This is a genomic window from Pseudoalteromonas translucida KMM 520, from assembly GCF_001465295.1.
Lineage (GTDB): Bacteria > Pseudomonadota > Gammaproteobacteria > Enterobacterales > Alteromonadaceae > Pseudoalteromonas > Pseudoalteromonas translucida.
On the sequence record NZ_CP011034.1, the window covers coordinates 387,177 to 402,423 of the forward strand.

The window sequence follows — 15,247 nt, forward strand, 5'->3', positions numbered from 1 at the left end:
TTATTTCAACGTCATGATAGGTTTGCCTGTCATTTCAGTTGGCTGCTCCATGCCCATTAAGTGCAGCATAGTAGGCGCTACATCGCTAAGTGCTTTACCCTCAGAAGGTGTTGCATCGCGGCCCACGTAAATAAATGGCACTGGCTCGCTAGTATGTGCAGTATGGGCTTGGCCTGTTTTAAGGTTGGCCATTTGCTCAGCATTACCATGGTCGGCAGTAATAAGCGCTTCACCGCCATATTCGTTAAGTGCTGCTACTACGCGACCAATACAGTGATCAACTGCTTCGCAGGCTTTAACTGCCGCTGAAAATACACCAGAGTGACCCACCATATCGCCGTTAGGGTAGTTACAAATAATAGCGTCGTATTTACCACTTTTAATTGCCGCAACGAGTTTGTCGGTAAGCATTTCTGAGTTCATTTCGGGCTGCAAATCGTAGGTTGCAACTTGAGGTGAAGGAATAAGTTCGCGGGTTTCACCGTTAAATTCGTCTTCGCGGCCACCACTAAAGAAAAACGTAACGTGAGCATATTTTTCAGTTTCAGAAATACGTAGTTGAGTTTTACCGTGTTTTTCAAACCATTCGCCAAGTACGTTTACCAGTGGCGTAGGGCCAAATGCAACTGGAGCGTCTATATCTGCAGCGTATTCGGTCATCATTACAAATGCGCTAAGGGCAGGCGACTTTTGTTTGGCAAAACCGTCAAAGTTAGGCTCAACAAATGCACGTGTAATTTCACGGGCGCGATCGGCTCTAAAGTTAGCAAATATAACCGTGTCGCCATCGTTAATTTGTACCGGCTCTGCGCCTGTAGGAGTAATGGTGCTTGCGGCTACAAATTCATCGTTTTCGTCGCGCTCATAAGCGGCTTCAAGTGCGCTTACGCCAGTAGGGAAGCTAAAGTCGCCTTGTGCTAACGTAAGTAAGTTATAGGCTTTTTCTACGCGGTTCCAGCGGTTGTCTCTGTCCATTGCGTAATAACGGCCAATTAGCGATGCTAAGCGGCCACATTGTAGCTTTGCAAATACCGCTTCAATGCGTTCAATAGAAGCTTTTGCACTGCGTGGAGGTGTGTCGCGGCCATCTAAAAAGCCATGAAAGTACACCTCTTTTGCACCGCGTTTTGCAGCAAGTTCAATACTTGCCACAATATGATCTTCGTGGCTGTGTACGCCGCCTGGGCTTAATAGCCCCATAATGTGCACGGCTTTATCTGCATTTACGGCTTTATCTATGTTATCGACTAGTGCAGGGGTAGAGTCAAACTCGCCATCGTTTATCGCTTTTGTTATACGAGTAAAGTCTTGATAAACAACGCGCCCAGCGCCTAAATTAACGTGGCCAACTTCAGAGTTGCCCATTTGACCATCAGGAAGGCCTACATCAAAACCCGAAGCTGAAATTAATGTGCGCGGGCGGGTGGCCCATAATTCATCTAATACAGGGGTATTTGCAGCTAGAATCGCATTACTTTGCTCATCTTCGCGGTATCCCCAGCCATCTAAAATCATTAATACCAGTGGTTTTTTATGCTCTGACATAGTCACTCCTCAAGGTTAACGTTGCGATAAAACACGCTAACATTACCGCTAACATGCTGATGCTAAGCATACCGTGTTTCACAGCTAGGATCAGCAATCAAAATAAGATATTAAAACTTTTTAATATCTTGCTAAAAATTAACAACAAGCTGTTACTTTGTTCTTACTAAAAGCACCTCGTAAAAGCGTATTATACTTTGCCTTAACTCGCATTTTTAGCTGATTTGGGTATACTTGCGCAGCTAATACCAATTTTATTAAAAACATGTACATTCTAGCTGATTAAATAGCTCACTAACTGCGTTAAAAATAACTTATATAGAACAACTATATATCATCATTTTTTACTTGTTATTGACCCATTTTATTGACGCTATAATAGCCCATTAATTTAATGCAATTGGTATAATACCAACTTTATTAAAGCGCTGTGTATGCGAGTAAGGTAAATTAGGTATATATTGTGTTTAAAATTTTTACAGAAGTGAGTACTCCTGTTTAAATTTTATGTTGTTTGTGGGTAGCTTACCTCTTGTTATACTTGCTTATAGAGTTAATGCAATTGGTATTGAACGAAAAAAATAGCTAAAACATCACGTTTTAGGATGTAATTTTATAGTGGATGTCGAATGGATCAATATATTGAATTTATCACCAATCACCCAATTTTAAGTGCAGCTTGGGTGGGTATTGTGTTTCTTATTGTTAGTGGTTGGATCAAAAGTAAACTCTCAGCAGTGCGCCAAATAAACCCTCAGCAGTTAACGCTGCTTATCAACCGTGAAGACGGTCAAGTTATTGATATGCGTGCGCAAAAAGAGTTTAACACCGGGCATATTGCCGGTGCTCAGCATTTAAGCCCTGAAAATGCGAAAAAATCTGACTTTTCAAGCCTTGAAAAGTATAAGAGCAAACCCATTATATTGGTATGTACTACAGGTATGACCGCTTCAGGAACTGCAACCGCTATGCATAAAGCGGGTTTTGAGCAGGTAAGTGTGTTATCTGGTGGTATGGGCGCGTGGCAATCTGCGAGCTTACCAACTACAACCGGTCGCTAATAAATATTAGCAGTCCGATAGAGGATATATTATGAGTAATGTTGTTTTATACACCAAAGCGTATTGCCCTTTTTGTCAACGTGCTCGTGCACTTTTAGACAGTAAAGGCGTGCAATACACAAACTTTGATATTGGTGTACAGCCTGAACTGCGTGATGAAATGATCGCCAAAGCAGGCGGCGCAAGCACGGTACCGCAAATCTTTATTAATGATGAGCATATAGGTGGCTGCGACGACATGATGGCAATAGAAGCACAAGGTCAACTTGATAAAAAGCTAAATGCCACACAAAACGCTTAAATTTTAACTAATTATAATAACGAACAGGTTAAGGATTACAATGAACGAAGAAACGCAAAACGCAGCAGCACAACAAGAAACTGGCGCACAATTTACTATTCAACGTATTTACACAAAAGACGTGTCGTTTGAAACGCCAAACTCTCCAGCTATTTTTCAAAAAGAATGGACACCAGAAGTTAAGTTAGACCTAGACACTCGCTCTAATAAGTTAGACGAAGGTGTATTTGAAGTGGTTTTAGCACTAACAGTGACTGCATCTATTGGCGAAGAAACGGCCTTTTTATGTGAAATTCAACAAGCAGGTATTTTTACTATTGCTGACGTTGAAGAAACACAACTTGCTCATATGCTTGGTGCATTTTGCCCTAACGTATTGTTTCCATATGCGCGTGAAGCAGTTTCTAACCTTGTTAACCGTGGTACTTTTCCACAGCTTAACCTTGCGCCAGTTAACTTTGACGCATTATTTGCACAATACATGCAACAACGCACAGCGCAAGCTGAGCAGGCATCAGTAGACGCATAAATTATGAGTACAGCAACTTCAGCTGTTACTGTATTAGGGGCGGGGTCTTATGGCACCGCCCTTGCTATTTGCTTAGCCCGAAATGGTCACCAAGTGACACTTTGGGGTCGCAATAGCGACGACGTTGCCACGCTTGCAGCTGAGCGAAAAAATCAACGTTACTTACCTGATATTCCTTTTCCCGACACTTTAACTCTTGAAGCCGACTTGCAACGTGCTGCTGCAAGTAATGAAATAGTGTTAGTGGTTGTGCCTAGCCATGCATTTGGCGACACCTTAAAGCAAATTAAACCAGCTTTACAGCAAGGCGCAAAAGTTGCGTGGGCAACGAAAGGGCTAGAGCCAAATACCGGGCGCTTATTACAAGAAGTTGCAGTGCAAGAGCTTGGTGATGCAATTCCATTAGCGGTGCTTTCGGGGCCAACATTTGCTAAAGAAATGGCCATGGGATCGCCTACTGCTATTTCGGTTTCATCCACCTCTACAGAATTTGCCAAGCAGTTAGCTGATTTACTGCATTGCGGTCGCTCATTTAGAGTGTACAACAATGATGATTTTATTGGCATACAGCTAGGTGGTGCGGTTAAAAACGTTATTGCTATTGGTGCAGGCATTTCCGATGGCGTAGGTTTTGGCGCTAATGCACGCACGGCACTAATTACTCGCGGCCTTGCTGAGCTAACACGCTTAGGTTGTGCTTTGGGCGCAAAACCCGAAACCTTTATGGGGATGGCAGGCCTTGGCGATTTAATTTTAACCTGCACAGATAACCAGTCACGTAATCGTCGTTTTGGTTTAGCGTTAGGTAAAGGCGAAAGCGTAGAGGCTGCAATAGAGTCTATAGGCCAAGTGGTCGAAGGCTTTAGAAACACCAAAGAAGTGTATTTATTAGCGCAGCGCAGCGGTGTAGAAATGCCAATCACCGAGCAAATTTATAAAGTGCTGTACGAAAATAAAGACATGAAAGAAGCGGCTATGGCCTTATTAGGCCGAGAGCAGCGCTCAGAATAAAAGGGCAGCTTTCATAAAGCTAAATTTTAGGTGTCAGATTTTAGGTATCAGGTTTTAGGTAGAAATTAGCCAAGCTCGGTGTGTGGGTTAAACCGCAGACGGGCTTAATGTCGCGCAGGTTAAGCTTTAAACCCTGCGCGAGGTAAACTTCCACCTACAAGTTAGGCGCTTGGTTTATATCATTTACCTAAAACCTTGCGCCTAAAACTCTTTACTTCTTACTTTGCGCCCGGAAACCCAAGCTGGCGCCACGATTCATACACAAACACCGAAACCGCGTTAGATAAGTTCATACTGCGGCTATTGGCTTGCATTGGAATGCGCACCCGTTGCTCGTTTGGAAGCGATTGAATTAGCTCATCCGGAAGGCCGCGCGTTTCAGGGCCAAATACTAAACAGTCGCCAGCCTCGTATTGTGCCTGATGATGAAATTGGCTGCCTTTAGTGGTGCAAGCGTATATTTTTTTAGGCTTGCATGCTTCTAGGTAAGCTTCAAACGAAGCATGGCGTTGTACATGGCTAAATTCATGATAATCAAGGCCGGCACGTTTTATTCGTTTGTCATCCCATGCAAAGCCAAGTGGCTCAATTAAATGTAGCGAATAGCCCGTATTTGCACATAAGCGAATAATATTACCGGTATTCGGTGGGATTTCAGGTTGGTATAAAACAATATCCAGCATAACGAGCCTTATAAAATAGTCAGTAATTTAACGATTTGCAGTATACACAGAAAGCGTGTAAAAAACTGATATACTCACTTTATTCAATACACTTATTAACGGATAAATACGTGCATAATCGCAGTTACGAATTTTGGGTAAAAACCTCTAGTTTAGTCACTATGGTCATGGTGAGCTTAATGATTGCAGCTAAAACCTGGGCATGGCTTGCCTCGGGTTCAGCGTCAATGCTGGGCTCATTAACCGATTCACTCATGGATATTACCGCCACAGCTATGAGTTTTTTAGTATTAGGTTATGCGCTGCGCCCCGCCGATGACGACCACCGTTTTGGTCACGGCAAAGCCGAAGCGCTCGCTGGGCTAGGGCAGGCCGCATTTATTGCAGGTTCTGGCTGTTTATTAGCGTTTCATAGTATAGAGCGCTTGTTTAATCCTTTAGAGCTCACTCATTCATTGTTAGGTGTATGGGTAAGTATTTTTGCCATTGCCTGTACATTAGTGATTGTATTTGTACAAAATAAAGTAGTTAAACATACCGAATCTATTGCAATAAAGGCCGACTCAGTACATTACAAAGGCGATTTGATTTTAAATGCTGCGGTGCTACTGGCTATTTTACTCTCGTATTATGGTGTGTTGTACGCCGACCCTATTTTTGCAGTTGGCGTTGCCGGTTATCTACTTTATAACAGCTGGGATATAGCCCGAGATAGCGCAGATCACTTAATGGACAAAGAACTGCCAGATGAAGAAAAACAACGCATTTTAGATGTATCGAAAAGCCATACTGACGTACGCGGTGTACACGGCGTTCGTACCCGACAAGGTGGAAAAGTTAAGTTTATTCAACTGCATTTAGAGCTAGATGATCACCTAAGCTTAATTCGCGCGCACAACGTAGCCGATGAAGTAGAGGCAATGATCACTAAAGAATTTGAGTCAGAAGTTGATATTCTAATTCATCTAGATCCTTTGTCTTCTGTGGAACTGAGTGACACTGAGGGGGCAGCGGTAACTGAACCGTAAGTAAAACTGGAATTTCAGGTTAAAACCAGCAAACACTGGATTTAACCTGATACTTTTGCCCTAGATGTGAAGTTTACCTCGCGCAGGGTTTTAAAAACGTAACCAGCGCGGCATAAAGCCCCGCCTATGGTTAACCCAAACACCGAGCTTAGTTTTTCTCTACCTAAAACCTACAACCTAACACCTCAAACCTGCTCTTCCACACCTATTCGCAAAACTGGTACAAACTTGTTAGCAGTGGCTGGCGTATTTCATCACGTTCAAATAATAGTTCGTGTTTAGCGCCGGCAAAGCTTTTTATTACGGCTTGGTTATGTCGGTTTGCCAGTTTATCTTGCGCGGCGTTATCTACTACTTCGTCGCGCTCTGCGCTGGCTATAAACAGTGGAATATTAATACTTAACTTATCAACCGATGCAATAAAGGTAAATGCGGCTTGTAGCCAGCCATAGGTTACGCCACCAAGCTGCAACAGTGGATCTTGATAGGTTTGCCTAAAAAATTTATAACGCACTTGGCTGCTAGTTAATGTATTTAAGGCAAACTCATCTGGGCTGTAATCGTTTTGCCCAAGGGCATAACTTTGTGAAAAACCGAAAAGCACAGCTGCGTTGGCAATCAATTTTGCCAACGGTTTTGGGGTGTTTTTAGTGTGAATGTCAAACATGGGTGCCGATAAAAATAACCCACTAAAACTATTTTCAAAGTGGGCTAAATAGTCAAAAGCAATTGCACCGCCCATTGAGTGGCCAAGCAGTATTTTTTTGCCTTGCCAGTGATTATCAACAATTTGTTGATTAAATAAATGCAGATCGTGGCGATAATCAGTAAAGCATTTTACATAGCCTTTATGCGTATTAGCTAAGTGTCGATAAGAGCGACCTTGCCCTTGATGATCAACAATAAACACGGCAAAATTATTAGTGTACAGCTCCCACAATAGCTCTTTGTATTTATCAAGCCCTTCTATACGCCCTGAGCTAATTACAATAGCGGTATGCGCCTGTTCAGGTTTTGCATAGGCATAAAATAACTGCCCAGCAGGGGTATTTAAATAGGCTTTAACTAGGGTGTTGTTATAAAAATCATTAATACTGGGTTGATTATTAACAAGCTCGTTTTCACTACTGTAAAACATTCACTACTCTTTTATTATTGGTAAAGTAACCATGGCGCACAGGCCACCTTGTGGTTTATTTGATAAAACCAAGCTGCCGCCATGAGCAATAATAGCATTTTTGGCAATTGCTAAACCTAAACCCGTGCCACCACTCACTCGGTCACGCGCATCTGACTGCCTAAAAAACGGCTCACATAACTTACTTAGCTGGTTATTTGGTACACCTGGGCCATCATCACATATTTCAATATAAATGGCATCACCGTGCTTTAGGGTAAGGCTAATAGTGTGCTGTGCATACTTAATGGCGTTGCGCAGTAAGTTTTCCAGTGCGCTGGCAATTAGCGCTTCATCGCAATTTAGTGTTACCGCCGCCGAGCCACTTACTTGTAGTTGCTTGTTATGCTGTTTTGCTTCAAAAGTGGCATCGTTAAGTACATGATCAACAATATCTTGCAGCGACTGCTTGTGTAGCGATAACGCTTGGCTATTTGCCTCTAAACGCGACACTTGTAATACATCGGCAATCATTTTATCGAGTTGATTGGCTTCTTTTTCTATACGCAGTAAGTACGATTGGCTGGCTTCGCTTGCTTGCATTTGCGCAAGGCCAGTCGCCATTTTTAAGCGAGTAAGTGGCGAGCGTAGTTCGTGCGATATATCGGCCAGTAAGCGTTTTTGCGCGCTAATTAATTGCGCTAATTGGTCAGCCATACGGTTAAAGTCACGACCTAATATACCTAGCTCATCTTTACGATTAGCGGATATGGCAGCCCGGGCTGTTAAATCGCCGGCAGAGAGTTTAATCGCGGCTTTTTTTAAGCTGTTAATAGGCGCAATTAAATTACGACTGAATAAAAAACTCAAAATAAGTGAGGCAATAATCGCAATCGAAATTTTTATCCATTTAGGCATTAACATTAAGCGCACGAATAGCGGCGGCTGGTGGTTTATGTCTATTTCGTATAAATAAAAGTGGCCCTCAGGTACATTTACACTGATAGGGCCAAAGGCCTGAAAATGTTCGGTAATTATTACCTGCGGCAGCATACTTTTACTAAAATTAAGCAAGCTTAAATCAATATTGCTCGGCACTTCTTTACTGGTTATAAAGTCATCGCTTTGCGCGGCACTTAAATACAATAACTTACGTTTTGATAGTCTAGGGTGAGTAACAATATCGCTCAAGGTGCGCTGATGCTTAGTAACTGCGCGCTCAATGCTTTTAGCGGTATGAGCGAGGTTTTTTTTCATCGGCCCTTTTAATGGCTCATTACTGAGTACATTAATTAGCGTAATATGGCTTAAAAAAACAAGCGCAGCTATGGTGCCTATAATGGTAAGCCAGAACCAAATAAACACTTTAAAAAACAAGTAGTGATGTGGTTGCTTTAGCCACGCAAAGTAGGGCGCTTTATTCGCCTTGAATAAAGACATAACCTGCCCCTCTAATGGTTTTAATTAGCTCGTTAGGTAAGTGCTCAGCTATTTTTTTACGAATGTTGCTAACGTGCATATCAATAGAGCGATCAAACGAGGCTAAGCGCCTGCCAAGTACGTCTTCACTTATTTGCTCTTTACTAACCACCTCGCCAGCACGCTTGGCAAGTAATGCGAGTATTTCGTATTCGGTGCCGGTAAGGGTTAAGGTAGTTTGTTGAATTAATGCTTCGCGGGCGGCCAAATTAATAGTAACCCCGTTAACGACTAATTTATTGCTGCTAGTGGCATTCATGCTAGTAATATGTTCAATACGACGCGTAATTGCTTTAACTCGGGCAAGTAACTCACGGTGATTAAAAGGCTTAGGTATGTAATCGTCTGCGCCAAGTTCAAGGCCAAAAATACGATCAAAATCTTCGCCTTTGGCGGTAAGCATAATTACTGGCGTAAGCTTGGTTTGCCTAAGTTGTTTAAGTACTTCAAAACCATCAAGGGTTGGCAGCATTACATCAAGTAGTATAAGTGCGTAGTCGTTCGCTTGCGCTAGTTTTAAGCCTTGCTCACCGTCGTGTACGCTTTGCACGTTAAACCCTTGCGCGGTTAAATACTCGCTTAATAGCTCACACAAACCTGTGTCGTCATCAATCATTAATAGTTTCATTTTCAAACCCTTGGGTTGTGCCGTATGTGCTGATTTTACCTGCTTAATAGTACAAAAGTGAATCTTTACATAACCTTTACACTGCTTTGCGTTACTTTGCATTGCAGCGGGTATAGTTACCTCAACAGATTAAAACAACCAATCCAATAGTAAAGGTAATGATTATGACTAAAGTAAATACACTTTCAAAACTAGTACTTATTTGTGGCTTAGCAACCGCTACTTTCGGTGCAACCAGTGTTATGGCCAAAGGTGATATGCATAAGCAAGGTCACTATTCACAAGCGCACTTTTTACTATCGGAGCGCGGCGCTGATAAACTCGATTTAACACAAGAGCAGCAAACTAAATTAGAAGCTATATTTGCAGCACAAAAAACGCAAATGCAAGCACTTAGAGGCACAGACAAAGAAGCGCGTAAAGCACAGCGCACCGCTCACAAAGCTATAATGGAAAGCTTGTTATCAGCAGCAACGTTTGACGAAAATGCCGCAAAAGAGCTACTCGCTCAACGCCACGAAAAAGGTGAAGAAATGGGTTTAATTAAATTAAAAACTCAGCACCAAGTAAGGCAAGTTCTAAATGCAGAGCAGCAAGAAAAGTTTGCAAAAATGCAAAAGCGTATGGGTAAGAAAAAACATTCAAAATAGCTTTTAGTTGGATAAATTTTTGGCTATATAAAATAAAACACCGAGTTCCATTTGAGCTCGGTGTTTTGCTTTGTATGTTGTTTAAGTAAAACAAGGTGTCAGGTTTTAGATAGAGGTTAAGCCAAGCACGGTGTTTAAATTACCCGCAGGCCAAGCTTTATGCCGCGCGGGTTAAAATTTAAAAACGATTGCGCGAGGTAAACTCTCGCCTACAAATTCCAGACTAAACCTATTTATTACTTAAAAAAGTCATCTTCGTTTTTTGCCATCATGGCTTCTATGTCTTCAATCATGTCTTGGCTAAAATCTTCAGCTGAGGTTATAGGGGCTGAAATTCTGTTATTTTCAAACGACCATTCGCCTAAATCAATAAGCTGACAACGTTTTGAACAAAACGGGCGGTGTGGGCTTTGCTCTGACCATTCAACCTTACTTTTACAGGTTGGGCAGTTAACAATAGTTGGCATAGTAATCTCTCAATCTTGTTTTAAATGGTGCTGTCTAATAGCCAAACTCTAAGTCAGTTTAAATGCTTTTAGTATTGTATTGTATTGGCTTTTATAGAGTCGTATCATTTTTCTGATACCTGATATTAAAAACTCGTTACCCGATTAATTTCAGCTAACGAGGTCATGCCGTCGGCGGCTTTACGAATACCCGATAAACGCAGGTTATTAAATCCGGCTTTAAGCGACACTTCAGCTATTTCTAGCGAGTTACCGCCGCGCATTATAATTTGTGCTATTTCTGGGGTGATTTTCATTACTTCGTAAATACCTACACGGCCTTTATAACCATCGGTACAGTTTTCGCAACCTTTAGGGGCATACAGGGTCATTTCACTAATTTGTTGCTGGCTAAAACCTTGGCGCAGTAGTTCTTCGCTAGGTAAATTCTCAGGTGTTTTACACTTAGGGCATAAGCGACGCGCTAGGCGCTGAGCTATAATTAAACTTATTGAACTTGCTACGTTATACGCCGGTACGCCCATGTTTAATAAGCGGGTAATGGTTTCGGGCGCTGAGTTAGTATGTAAGGTCGAAAGCACTAAGTGACCGGTTTGTGCCGCTTTAATAGATATTTCAGCGGTTTCTAGGTCACGTATTTCACCTACCATTACTACATCGGGATCTTGGCGTAAAAATGCGCGCAATGCGTTGGCAAAGGTCATATCGGCTTTTATATTAATTTGTACTTGGTTAATCCCTTCGAGGTTAATTTCTACCGGATCTTCGGCGGTACTAATATTACGCTCTGGCTGGTTTAATATATTTAAGCCAGTGTAAAGCGATACCGTTTTACCCGAGCCAGTAGGCCCAGTTACTAATATCATCCCTTGTGGTTGCTCAAGCGCATCCATATACAGCTTTTTTTGCTCGGGTTCGTAACCTAATACATCAATGCCAAGCATGGCGCTAGATGAATCAAGAATACGCATTACAATTTTTTCGCCCCACAAGGTGGGCATGGTGCTTACCCGAAAATCGATGCTTTTACGCTCGGTTATTTTTAGCTTTATGCGGCCATCTTGCGGTTTGCGTTTTTCGGCAATATCAAGGCGCGACATTACTTTAATACGCGCTGAAAGCTTAGTTGCTAAAGTATTTGGTGGGCTGGCTACTTCGTGCAAAATGCCGTCAATTCTAAAGCGAATTCGGTACTTGTGCTCGTAAGGTTCAAAGTGTAAATCAGACGCGCCTTTTTTAATTGCATCCATTAATATTTTATTGATGTAAACAATGATTGGTGCATCGTCTTTATCATCATCTTGAGTGGTGTCTTTTTGGATATCGGCGTCTAGTTCGGCAAATTCTTTAAACTCGTCATCACTTAAATTTAAGCTACCAGTGGCATCAAGCAATTGCTCTATTTTGTTATCGAGTTGAACGTAGTCAGCTACCACCACTTCACAAGACAAACCGGTACTAAATTCAAAGTTTTCAAATGCGCCGTAATCGGTAGGATCAGAGGCGGCAATGTACACTTTTCTGCCTTTTTGTACTAAAGGCAAAATATGATGCTTACGGATCAGTTTTTCTTTTACTAACTCAGGGGGAATAAGTGCGGTATTAAAGTCTTTTAAATCAAAAAAAGGCACCCTAAATAAATCAATGCATTGCGCCGCTAAATCTTTACTGTCGATTTTTCCGCATTTAGCAATAAGCTCAGCAGTAGAGGCAAACTCTTGCTGTTTAGTTTTTACTATATCGGCATCAACACGGCCAAGGGTAATAAATTTTCTTAATAACGGTGAGTTAATATTCATTGCGCACCTGTTTAAATCCTTCAATAGTTAGCAATTTATCAGAAAAAAGCAGGGATTACATTGCCCATCACAATCTAGGCTAATTTTAGCAATTAAAATAGCTGTTTTTATAATTTATGGCTATTTTAACGCCAGTTTTAAATAGCCTTTATGCAAAGCTATCAGGTCGTGCTTAACCAAAGCTAAGCTGCGATCGTTATTTAAAATATCATCTGCTTGTTGTTGTTTTTGTTCACGCGACATTTGCGCGGCAATAATACTATTTACTTGCTCTAAGCTTATGTTATCACGTTTAACCGTACGCTCTATTTGCACGTTTTTTGGCACGTCTATAAGTAAAGTGCGGTTACAGTATTTATCTAGGCCGTTTTCAAAAAGTAGCGGGGCAACAAGTACCACATAAGGGCTGGTGGCATTATTTAAATCGGTAATAATTTGCTGGCGTATAAGTGGGTGTAATAGGGCATTTAACCAGTTTTTATGCTCATTATTGCTAAACACAAGCTCGCGCAAAGCACTGCGGTTTAAATTGCCATCGGCTAAGAGTATATCTGCACCAAAGTGTGCAATAATTGCCTTTAGCCCTTCGCTGCCTTGCTCAACCACTTGGCGAGCAATAATATCGGCATCAATAACGCAAATGTCCAGTGCTTCAAGCATGTTACTTACAGCGGTTTTACCACAGCCTATACCGCCAGTTAAACCCAGCACCCAATTATTTATGTTCGTTACTTTAACAGGATGTTCGCTCATATTAGTAACCAATTACATTAAAGTAACTAGCTTGCAATTGTTCGCCCCATAACATGGTGATCCAGCCTGCAATAGCAAGGTAGGGGCCAAACGGAATAGGCGTAGCTTTGTCTTTACCCTGAACAGTTAATAGCGCAATGCCAATAATGGCGCCCACTACGCTCGAGAGCAAAATAATAGTTAATAATGATTGCCAGCCAAGCAAAGCACCAAACACGGCAAGTAATTTAAAATCGCCATAGCCCATGCCTTCTTTACCGGTAAGTAATTTAAATAACCAAAATACGCTCCACAAACTTAAATAGCCGCAAGCGGCACCAATAATGGCATCAGTTGGGGTAACGGTATAGCCCAGTACTGCAGCTATAAGCGCCAGCCACACTAGCGGTAGGGTAATTTGGTCGGGCAGGAGCATATGGTCAATATCAATAAAGGTAAGTGCCACTAAAGTCCAAGTAACTGCTATATAAAGTAAAGCCTGCTCAGTAGCACCCAGCTTATACGCAACAACTAAGCTTAATAGTGCAGTTATTGCCTCTACAATAGGGTAACGAGCCGATATAGGGTTACTACAACTGGCGCATTTACCTTTTAAAAATAACCAGCTAATAACAGGAATGTTTTGCCACGCTTTAATTGCGGTTTTACATTTAGGGCAGGTAGAGTTGGGCTTAATTAAATTAAAAGTTGAGTTTAAAGGCTCGTTTTCGCCTGTATTATTACTTTTAAGTTCGCTTTCTAAAAGCAGTCGGCATTCGCCTTGCCATTCGCGTTGCATCATTAGTGGCAAACGGTAAATAACTACGTTTAAAAAACTGCCAACACATAAACTCACTAAGCCAATAGTGGTTAAATAAAACCATAATTGGCTTTGCATTACTTCTATAATACTTTGCATATAACGACCAAATAATTAAATAATGAGTTTAAAAACTAAATAACAGCGCCAAGTTGGAATATAGGCAAGTACATGGCAACAATTAAACCACCAACCAATACGCCAAGTACTGCCATAATCATCGGTTCTAGCAAGCTTGAGAGCCCATCTACCGCATCATCAACTTCTTGCTCATAAATAGTCGCTACTTTGGCTAACATGCTATCAAGTGATCCCGACTCTTCACCAATAGCCACCATTTGTATTACCATATCAGGGAATATTTTAGAGTTACGCATTGCCCAGTTCATTTGGTTACCCGAGCTTACTTCGGCTTTTATTTCTAAAATAGCATAACGATAAACCGCATTACCCGAGGCTCCTGCGGCAGAATCCAGCGCATCTACTAGCGGTACACCAGCCGCAAAAGTAGTCGAAAGCGTACGCGCGTAACGGGCAACAGCAGCTTTGTTTAAAATCATACCAATAACAGGGAGCTTTAATATAGCTCTGTCTGTTGCATCACGGAGCTTTAAGCTTTTAAGGTGTGCCTCTTTAAACGCCCAACCAAAGGCAAATATTATTATAAGTATTATCCACCAGTACTCTTGCATAAATTCCGATATAGCAATTACAAATAAGGTAAAAGCAGGGAGTTCAGCGCCAAATCCGGCAAAAATATCCTGAAATTGCGGTACTACAAATATTAGTAATATAGAGGTAACAATAAGTGCGATAACTAATACCGCAATAGGGTAAAACATCGCTTTTTTAATTTTTGATTTAAGCGCTTCAGACTTTTCTTTATAAATTGCAACGCGGTCGAATATTTTATCTAAAGCCCCAGACTGCTCACCCGATGCCACTAAATCACAATATAAATCATCAAAATAACGGGGGTGGCGCCTTAGTGCTTGCGATAGCGGTTGGCCAGTCTTTACTTCATCTGCAATGGTTTCCATGAGTTTACCAAGGCTTTTATTGGTTGCTCCAGTACCAATCATTTCAATTGACTGAATTAACGGTACACCCGCCATAAGCATGGTAGCAATTTGCCGAGTGACTATGGCAATATCTTTAGGGGTGATTTTTTGTAAGCGTGCACCAAATAACGGTTTGGCTTTACGCTTTACTTTTGAGGGGGTAATACCCTGTTTACGCAGTTGGGCTTTTACTAACGCAACACTAGAACCTGTAAGCTCACCTTCTAAACGTTTCCCGCGAGTGCTAACGCCTACCCACTCAAAGGTATCTTGCCCTTTTTTTTCTTGTTGTTTAGCCATATTGATTCCATATCACCATGAAGGTATAACATTTAG

At 41.6% G+C, this 15,247-nt stretch carries 16 protein-coding genes; 6 read left to right on the plus strand and 10 right to left on the minus strand.

The window, feature by feature from the left end; genetic code table 11:
- The gene (gpmM, locus tag PTRA_RS01795) at nt 1-1,545 is read right to left on the minus strand and encodes a 2,3-bisphosphoglycerate-independent phosphoglycerate mutase (protein WP_058372458.1); all 1,545 of its coding nucleotides are present in this window, start codon (nt 1,543-1,545) and stop codon (nt 1-3) included.
- A gap of 629 nt (nt 1,546-2,174) precedes the next feature.
- On the opposite strand from gpmM, the gene PTRA_RS01800 reads away from it, so the two are divergent.
- Genes PTRA_RS01800 through gpsA form a run of 4 tightly spaced genes read left to right on the plus strand, consistent with a single transcriptional unit; the run spans nt 2,175 to nt 4,447 of the window.
- Complete coding sequence (locus tag PTRA_RS01800) at nt 2,175-2,606, plus strand: rhodanese-like domain-containing protein (protein ID WP_058372459.1); 432 nt, start codon at nt 2,175-2,177, stop codon at nt 2,604-2,606.
- 31 nt (nt 2,607-2,637) lie between these two features.
- The gene (gene grxC / locus PTRA_RS01805; RefSeq protein WP_058372460.1) at nt 2,638-2,907 is read left to right on the plus strand and encodes a glutaredoxin 3; all 270 of its coding nucleotides are present in this window, start codon (nt 2,638-2,640) and stop codon (nt 2,905-2,907) included.
- A gap of 40 nt (nt 2,908-2,947) precedes the next feature.
- The gene (secB, locus tag PTRA_RS01810) at nt 2,948-3,436 is read left to right on the plus strand and encodes a protein-export chaperone SecB (protein WP_011327080.1); all 489 of its coding nucleotides are present in this window, start codon (nt 2,948-2,950) and stop codon (nt 3,434-3,436) included.
- 3 nt (nt 3,437-3,439) lie between these two features.
- On the plus strand, nt 3,440-4,447 hold the full coding sequence (gene gpsA, locus PTRA_RS01815) for an NAD(P)H-dependent glycerol-3-phosphate dehydrogenase (RefSeq protein ID WP_058372461.1): 1,008 nt from the start codon (nt 3,440-3,442) through the stop codon (nt 4,445-4,447).
- 218 nt (nt 4,448-4,665) lie between these two features.
- Here the strand turns inward: gpsA and trmL are convergent, their stop codons facing one another.
- The gene (trmL, locus tag PTRA_RS01820) at nt 4,666-5,130 is read right to left on the minus strand and encodes a tRNA (uridine(34)/cytosine(34)/5-carboxymethylaminomethyluridine(34)-2'-O)-methyltransferase TrmL (protein ID WP_011327082.1); all 465 of its coding nucleotides are present in this window, start codon (nt 5,128-5,130) and stop codon (nt 4,666-4,668) included.
- A gap of 110 nt (nt 5,131-5,240) precedes the next feature.
- On the opposite strand from trmL, the gene PTRA_RS01825 reads away from it, so the two are divergent.
- Nucleotides 5,241-6,158, plus strand: coding sequence for a cation diffusion facilitator family transporter (locus tag PTRA_RS01825; RefSeq protein WP_255319070.1), 918 nt, complete (start codon nt 5,241-5,243; stop codon nt 6,156-6,158).
- 205 nt (nt 6,159-6,363) lie between these two features.
- On the opposite strand, the gene PTRA_RS01830 is transcribed toward PTRA_RS01825, so the two are convergent.
- Genes PTRA_RS01830 through PTRA_RS01840 form a run of 3 tightly spaced genes read right to left on the minus strand, consistent with a single transcriptional unit; the run spans nt 6,364 to nt 9,382 of the window.
- A complete protein-coding gene (locus PTRA_RS01830) occupies nt 6,364-7,296 on the minus strand; it encodes an alpha/beta fold hydrolase (protein WP_058372462.1) in 933 nt (310 codons plus the stop codon).
- A 3-nt stretch (nt 7,297-7,299) separates the two neighbouring features.
- Entirely contained in the window at nt 7,300-8,715 is a 1,416-nt protein-coding gene (locus PTRA_RS01835; protein WP_058372463.1) for an ATP-binding protein, read from the minus strand.
- A complete protein-coding gene (locus PTRA_RS01840; RefSeq protein ID WP_058374492.1) occupies nt 8,693-9,382 on the minus strand; it encodes a response regulator transcription factor in 690 nt (229 codons plus the stop codon). The genes PTRA_RS01835 and PTRA_RS01840 overlap by 23 nt, the downstream gene beginning before the upstream one ends.
- A gap of 164 nt (nt 9,383-9,546) precedes the next feature.
- On the opposite strand from PTRA_RS01840, the gene PTRA_RS01845 reads away from it, so the two are divergent.
- The gene (locus PTRA_RS01845; protein ID WP_058372464.1) at nt 9,547-10,032 is read left to right on the plus strand and encodes a Spy/CpxP family protein refolding chaperone; all 486 of its coding nucleotides are present in this window, start codon (nt 9,547-9,549) and stop codon (nt 10,030-10,032) included.
- A gap of 236 nt (nt 10,033-10,268) precedes the next feature.
- Here PTRA_RS01845 and yacG read toward each other — a convergent pair whose 3' ends face one another.
- From yacG to PTRA_RS01870, 5 genes are all read right to left on the minus strand, one after another.
- Nucleotides 10,269-10,499 carry a DNA gyrase inhibitor YacG gene (gene yacG / locus PTRA_RS01850; RefSeq protein ID WP_011327088.1) on the minus strand — a complete coding sequence of 77 codons (231 nt, stop codon included), beginning with the start codon at nt 10,497-10,499 and terminating at the stop codon, nt 10,269-10,271.
- Nucleotides 10,500-10,624: 125 nt separating this feature from the next.
- Complete coding sequence (gene pilB, locus PTRA_RS01855; RefSeq protein ID WP_058372465.1) at nt 10,625-12,298, minus strand: type IV-A pilus assembly ATPase PilB; 1,674 nt, start codon at nt 12,296-12,298, stop codon at nt 10,625-10,627.
- 120 nt (nt 12,299-12,418) lie between these two features.
- Nucleotides 12,419-13,051: a dephospho-CoA kinase gene (coaE, locus tag PTRA_RS01860; RefSeq protein ID WP_058372466.1), complete on the minus strand. Its 633-nt coding sequence runs from the start codon at nt 13,049-13,051 to the stop codon at nt 12,419-12,421.
- A 1-nt stretch (nt 13,052) separates the two neighbouring features.
- The gene (locus tag PTRA_RS01865) at nt 13,053-13,949 is read right to left on the minus strand and encodes a prepilin peptidase (protein WP_058372467.1); all 897 of its coding nucleotides are present in this window, start codon (nt 13,947-13,949) and stop codon (nt 13,053-13,055) included.
- Between the two features lie 35 nt (nt 13,950-13,984).
- Nucleotides 13,985-15,211 (minus strand): type II secretion system F family protein, encoded by a 1,227-nt coding sequence (locus PTRA_RS01870; protein ID WP_058372468.1) that lies wholly within the window; start codon nt 15,209-15,211, stop codon nt 13,985-13,987.
- Between the last annotated feature and the right edge of the window lie 36 nt (nt 15,212-15,247).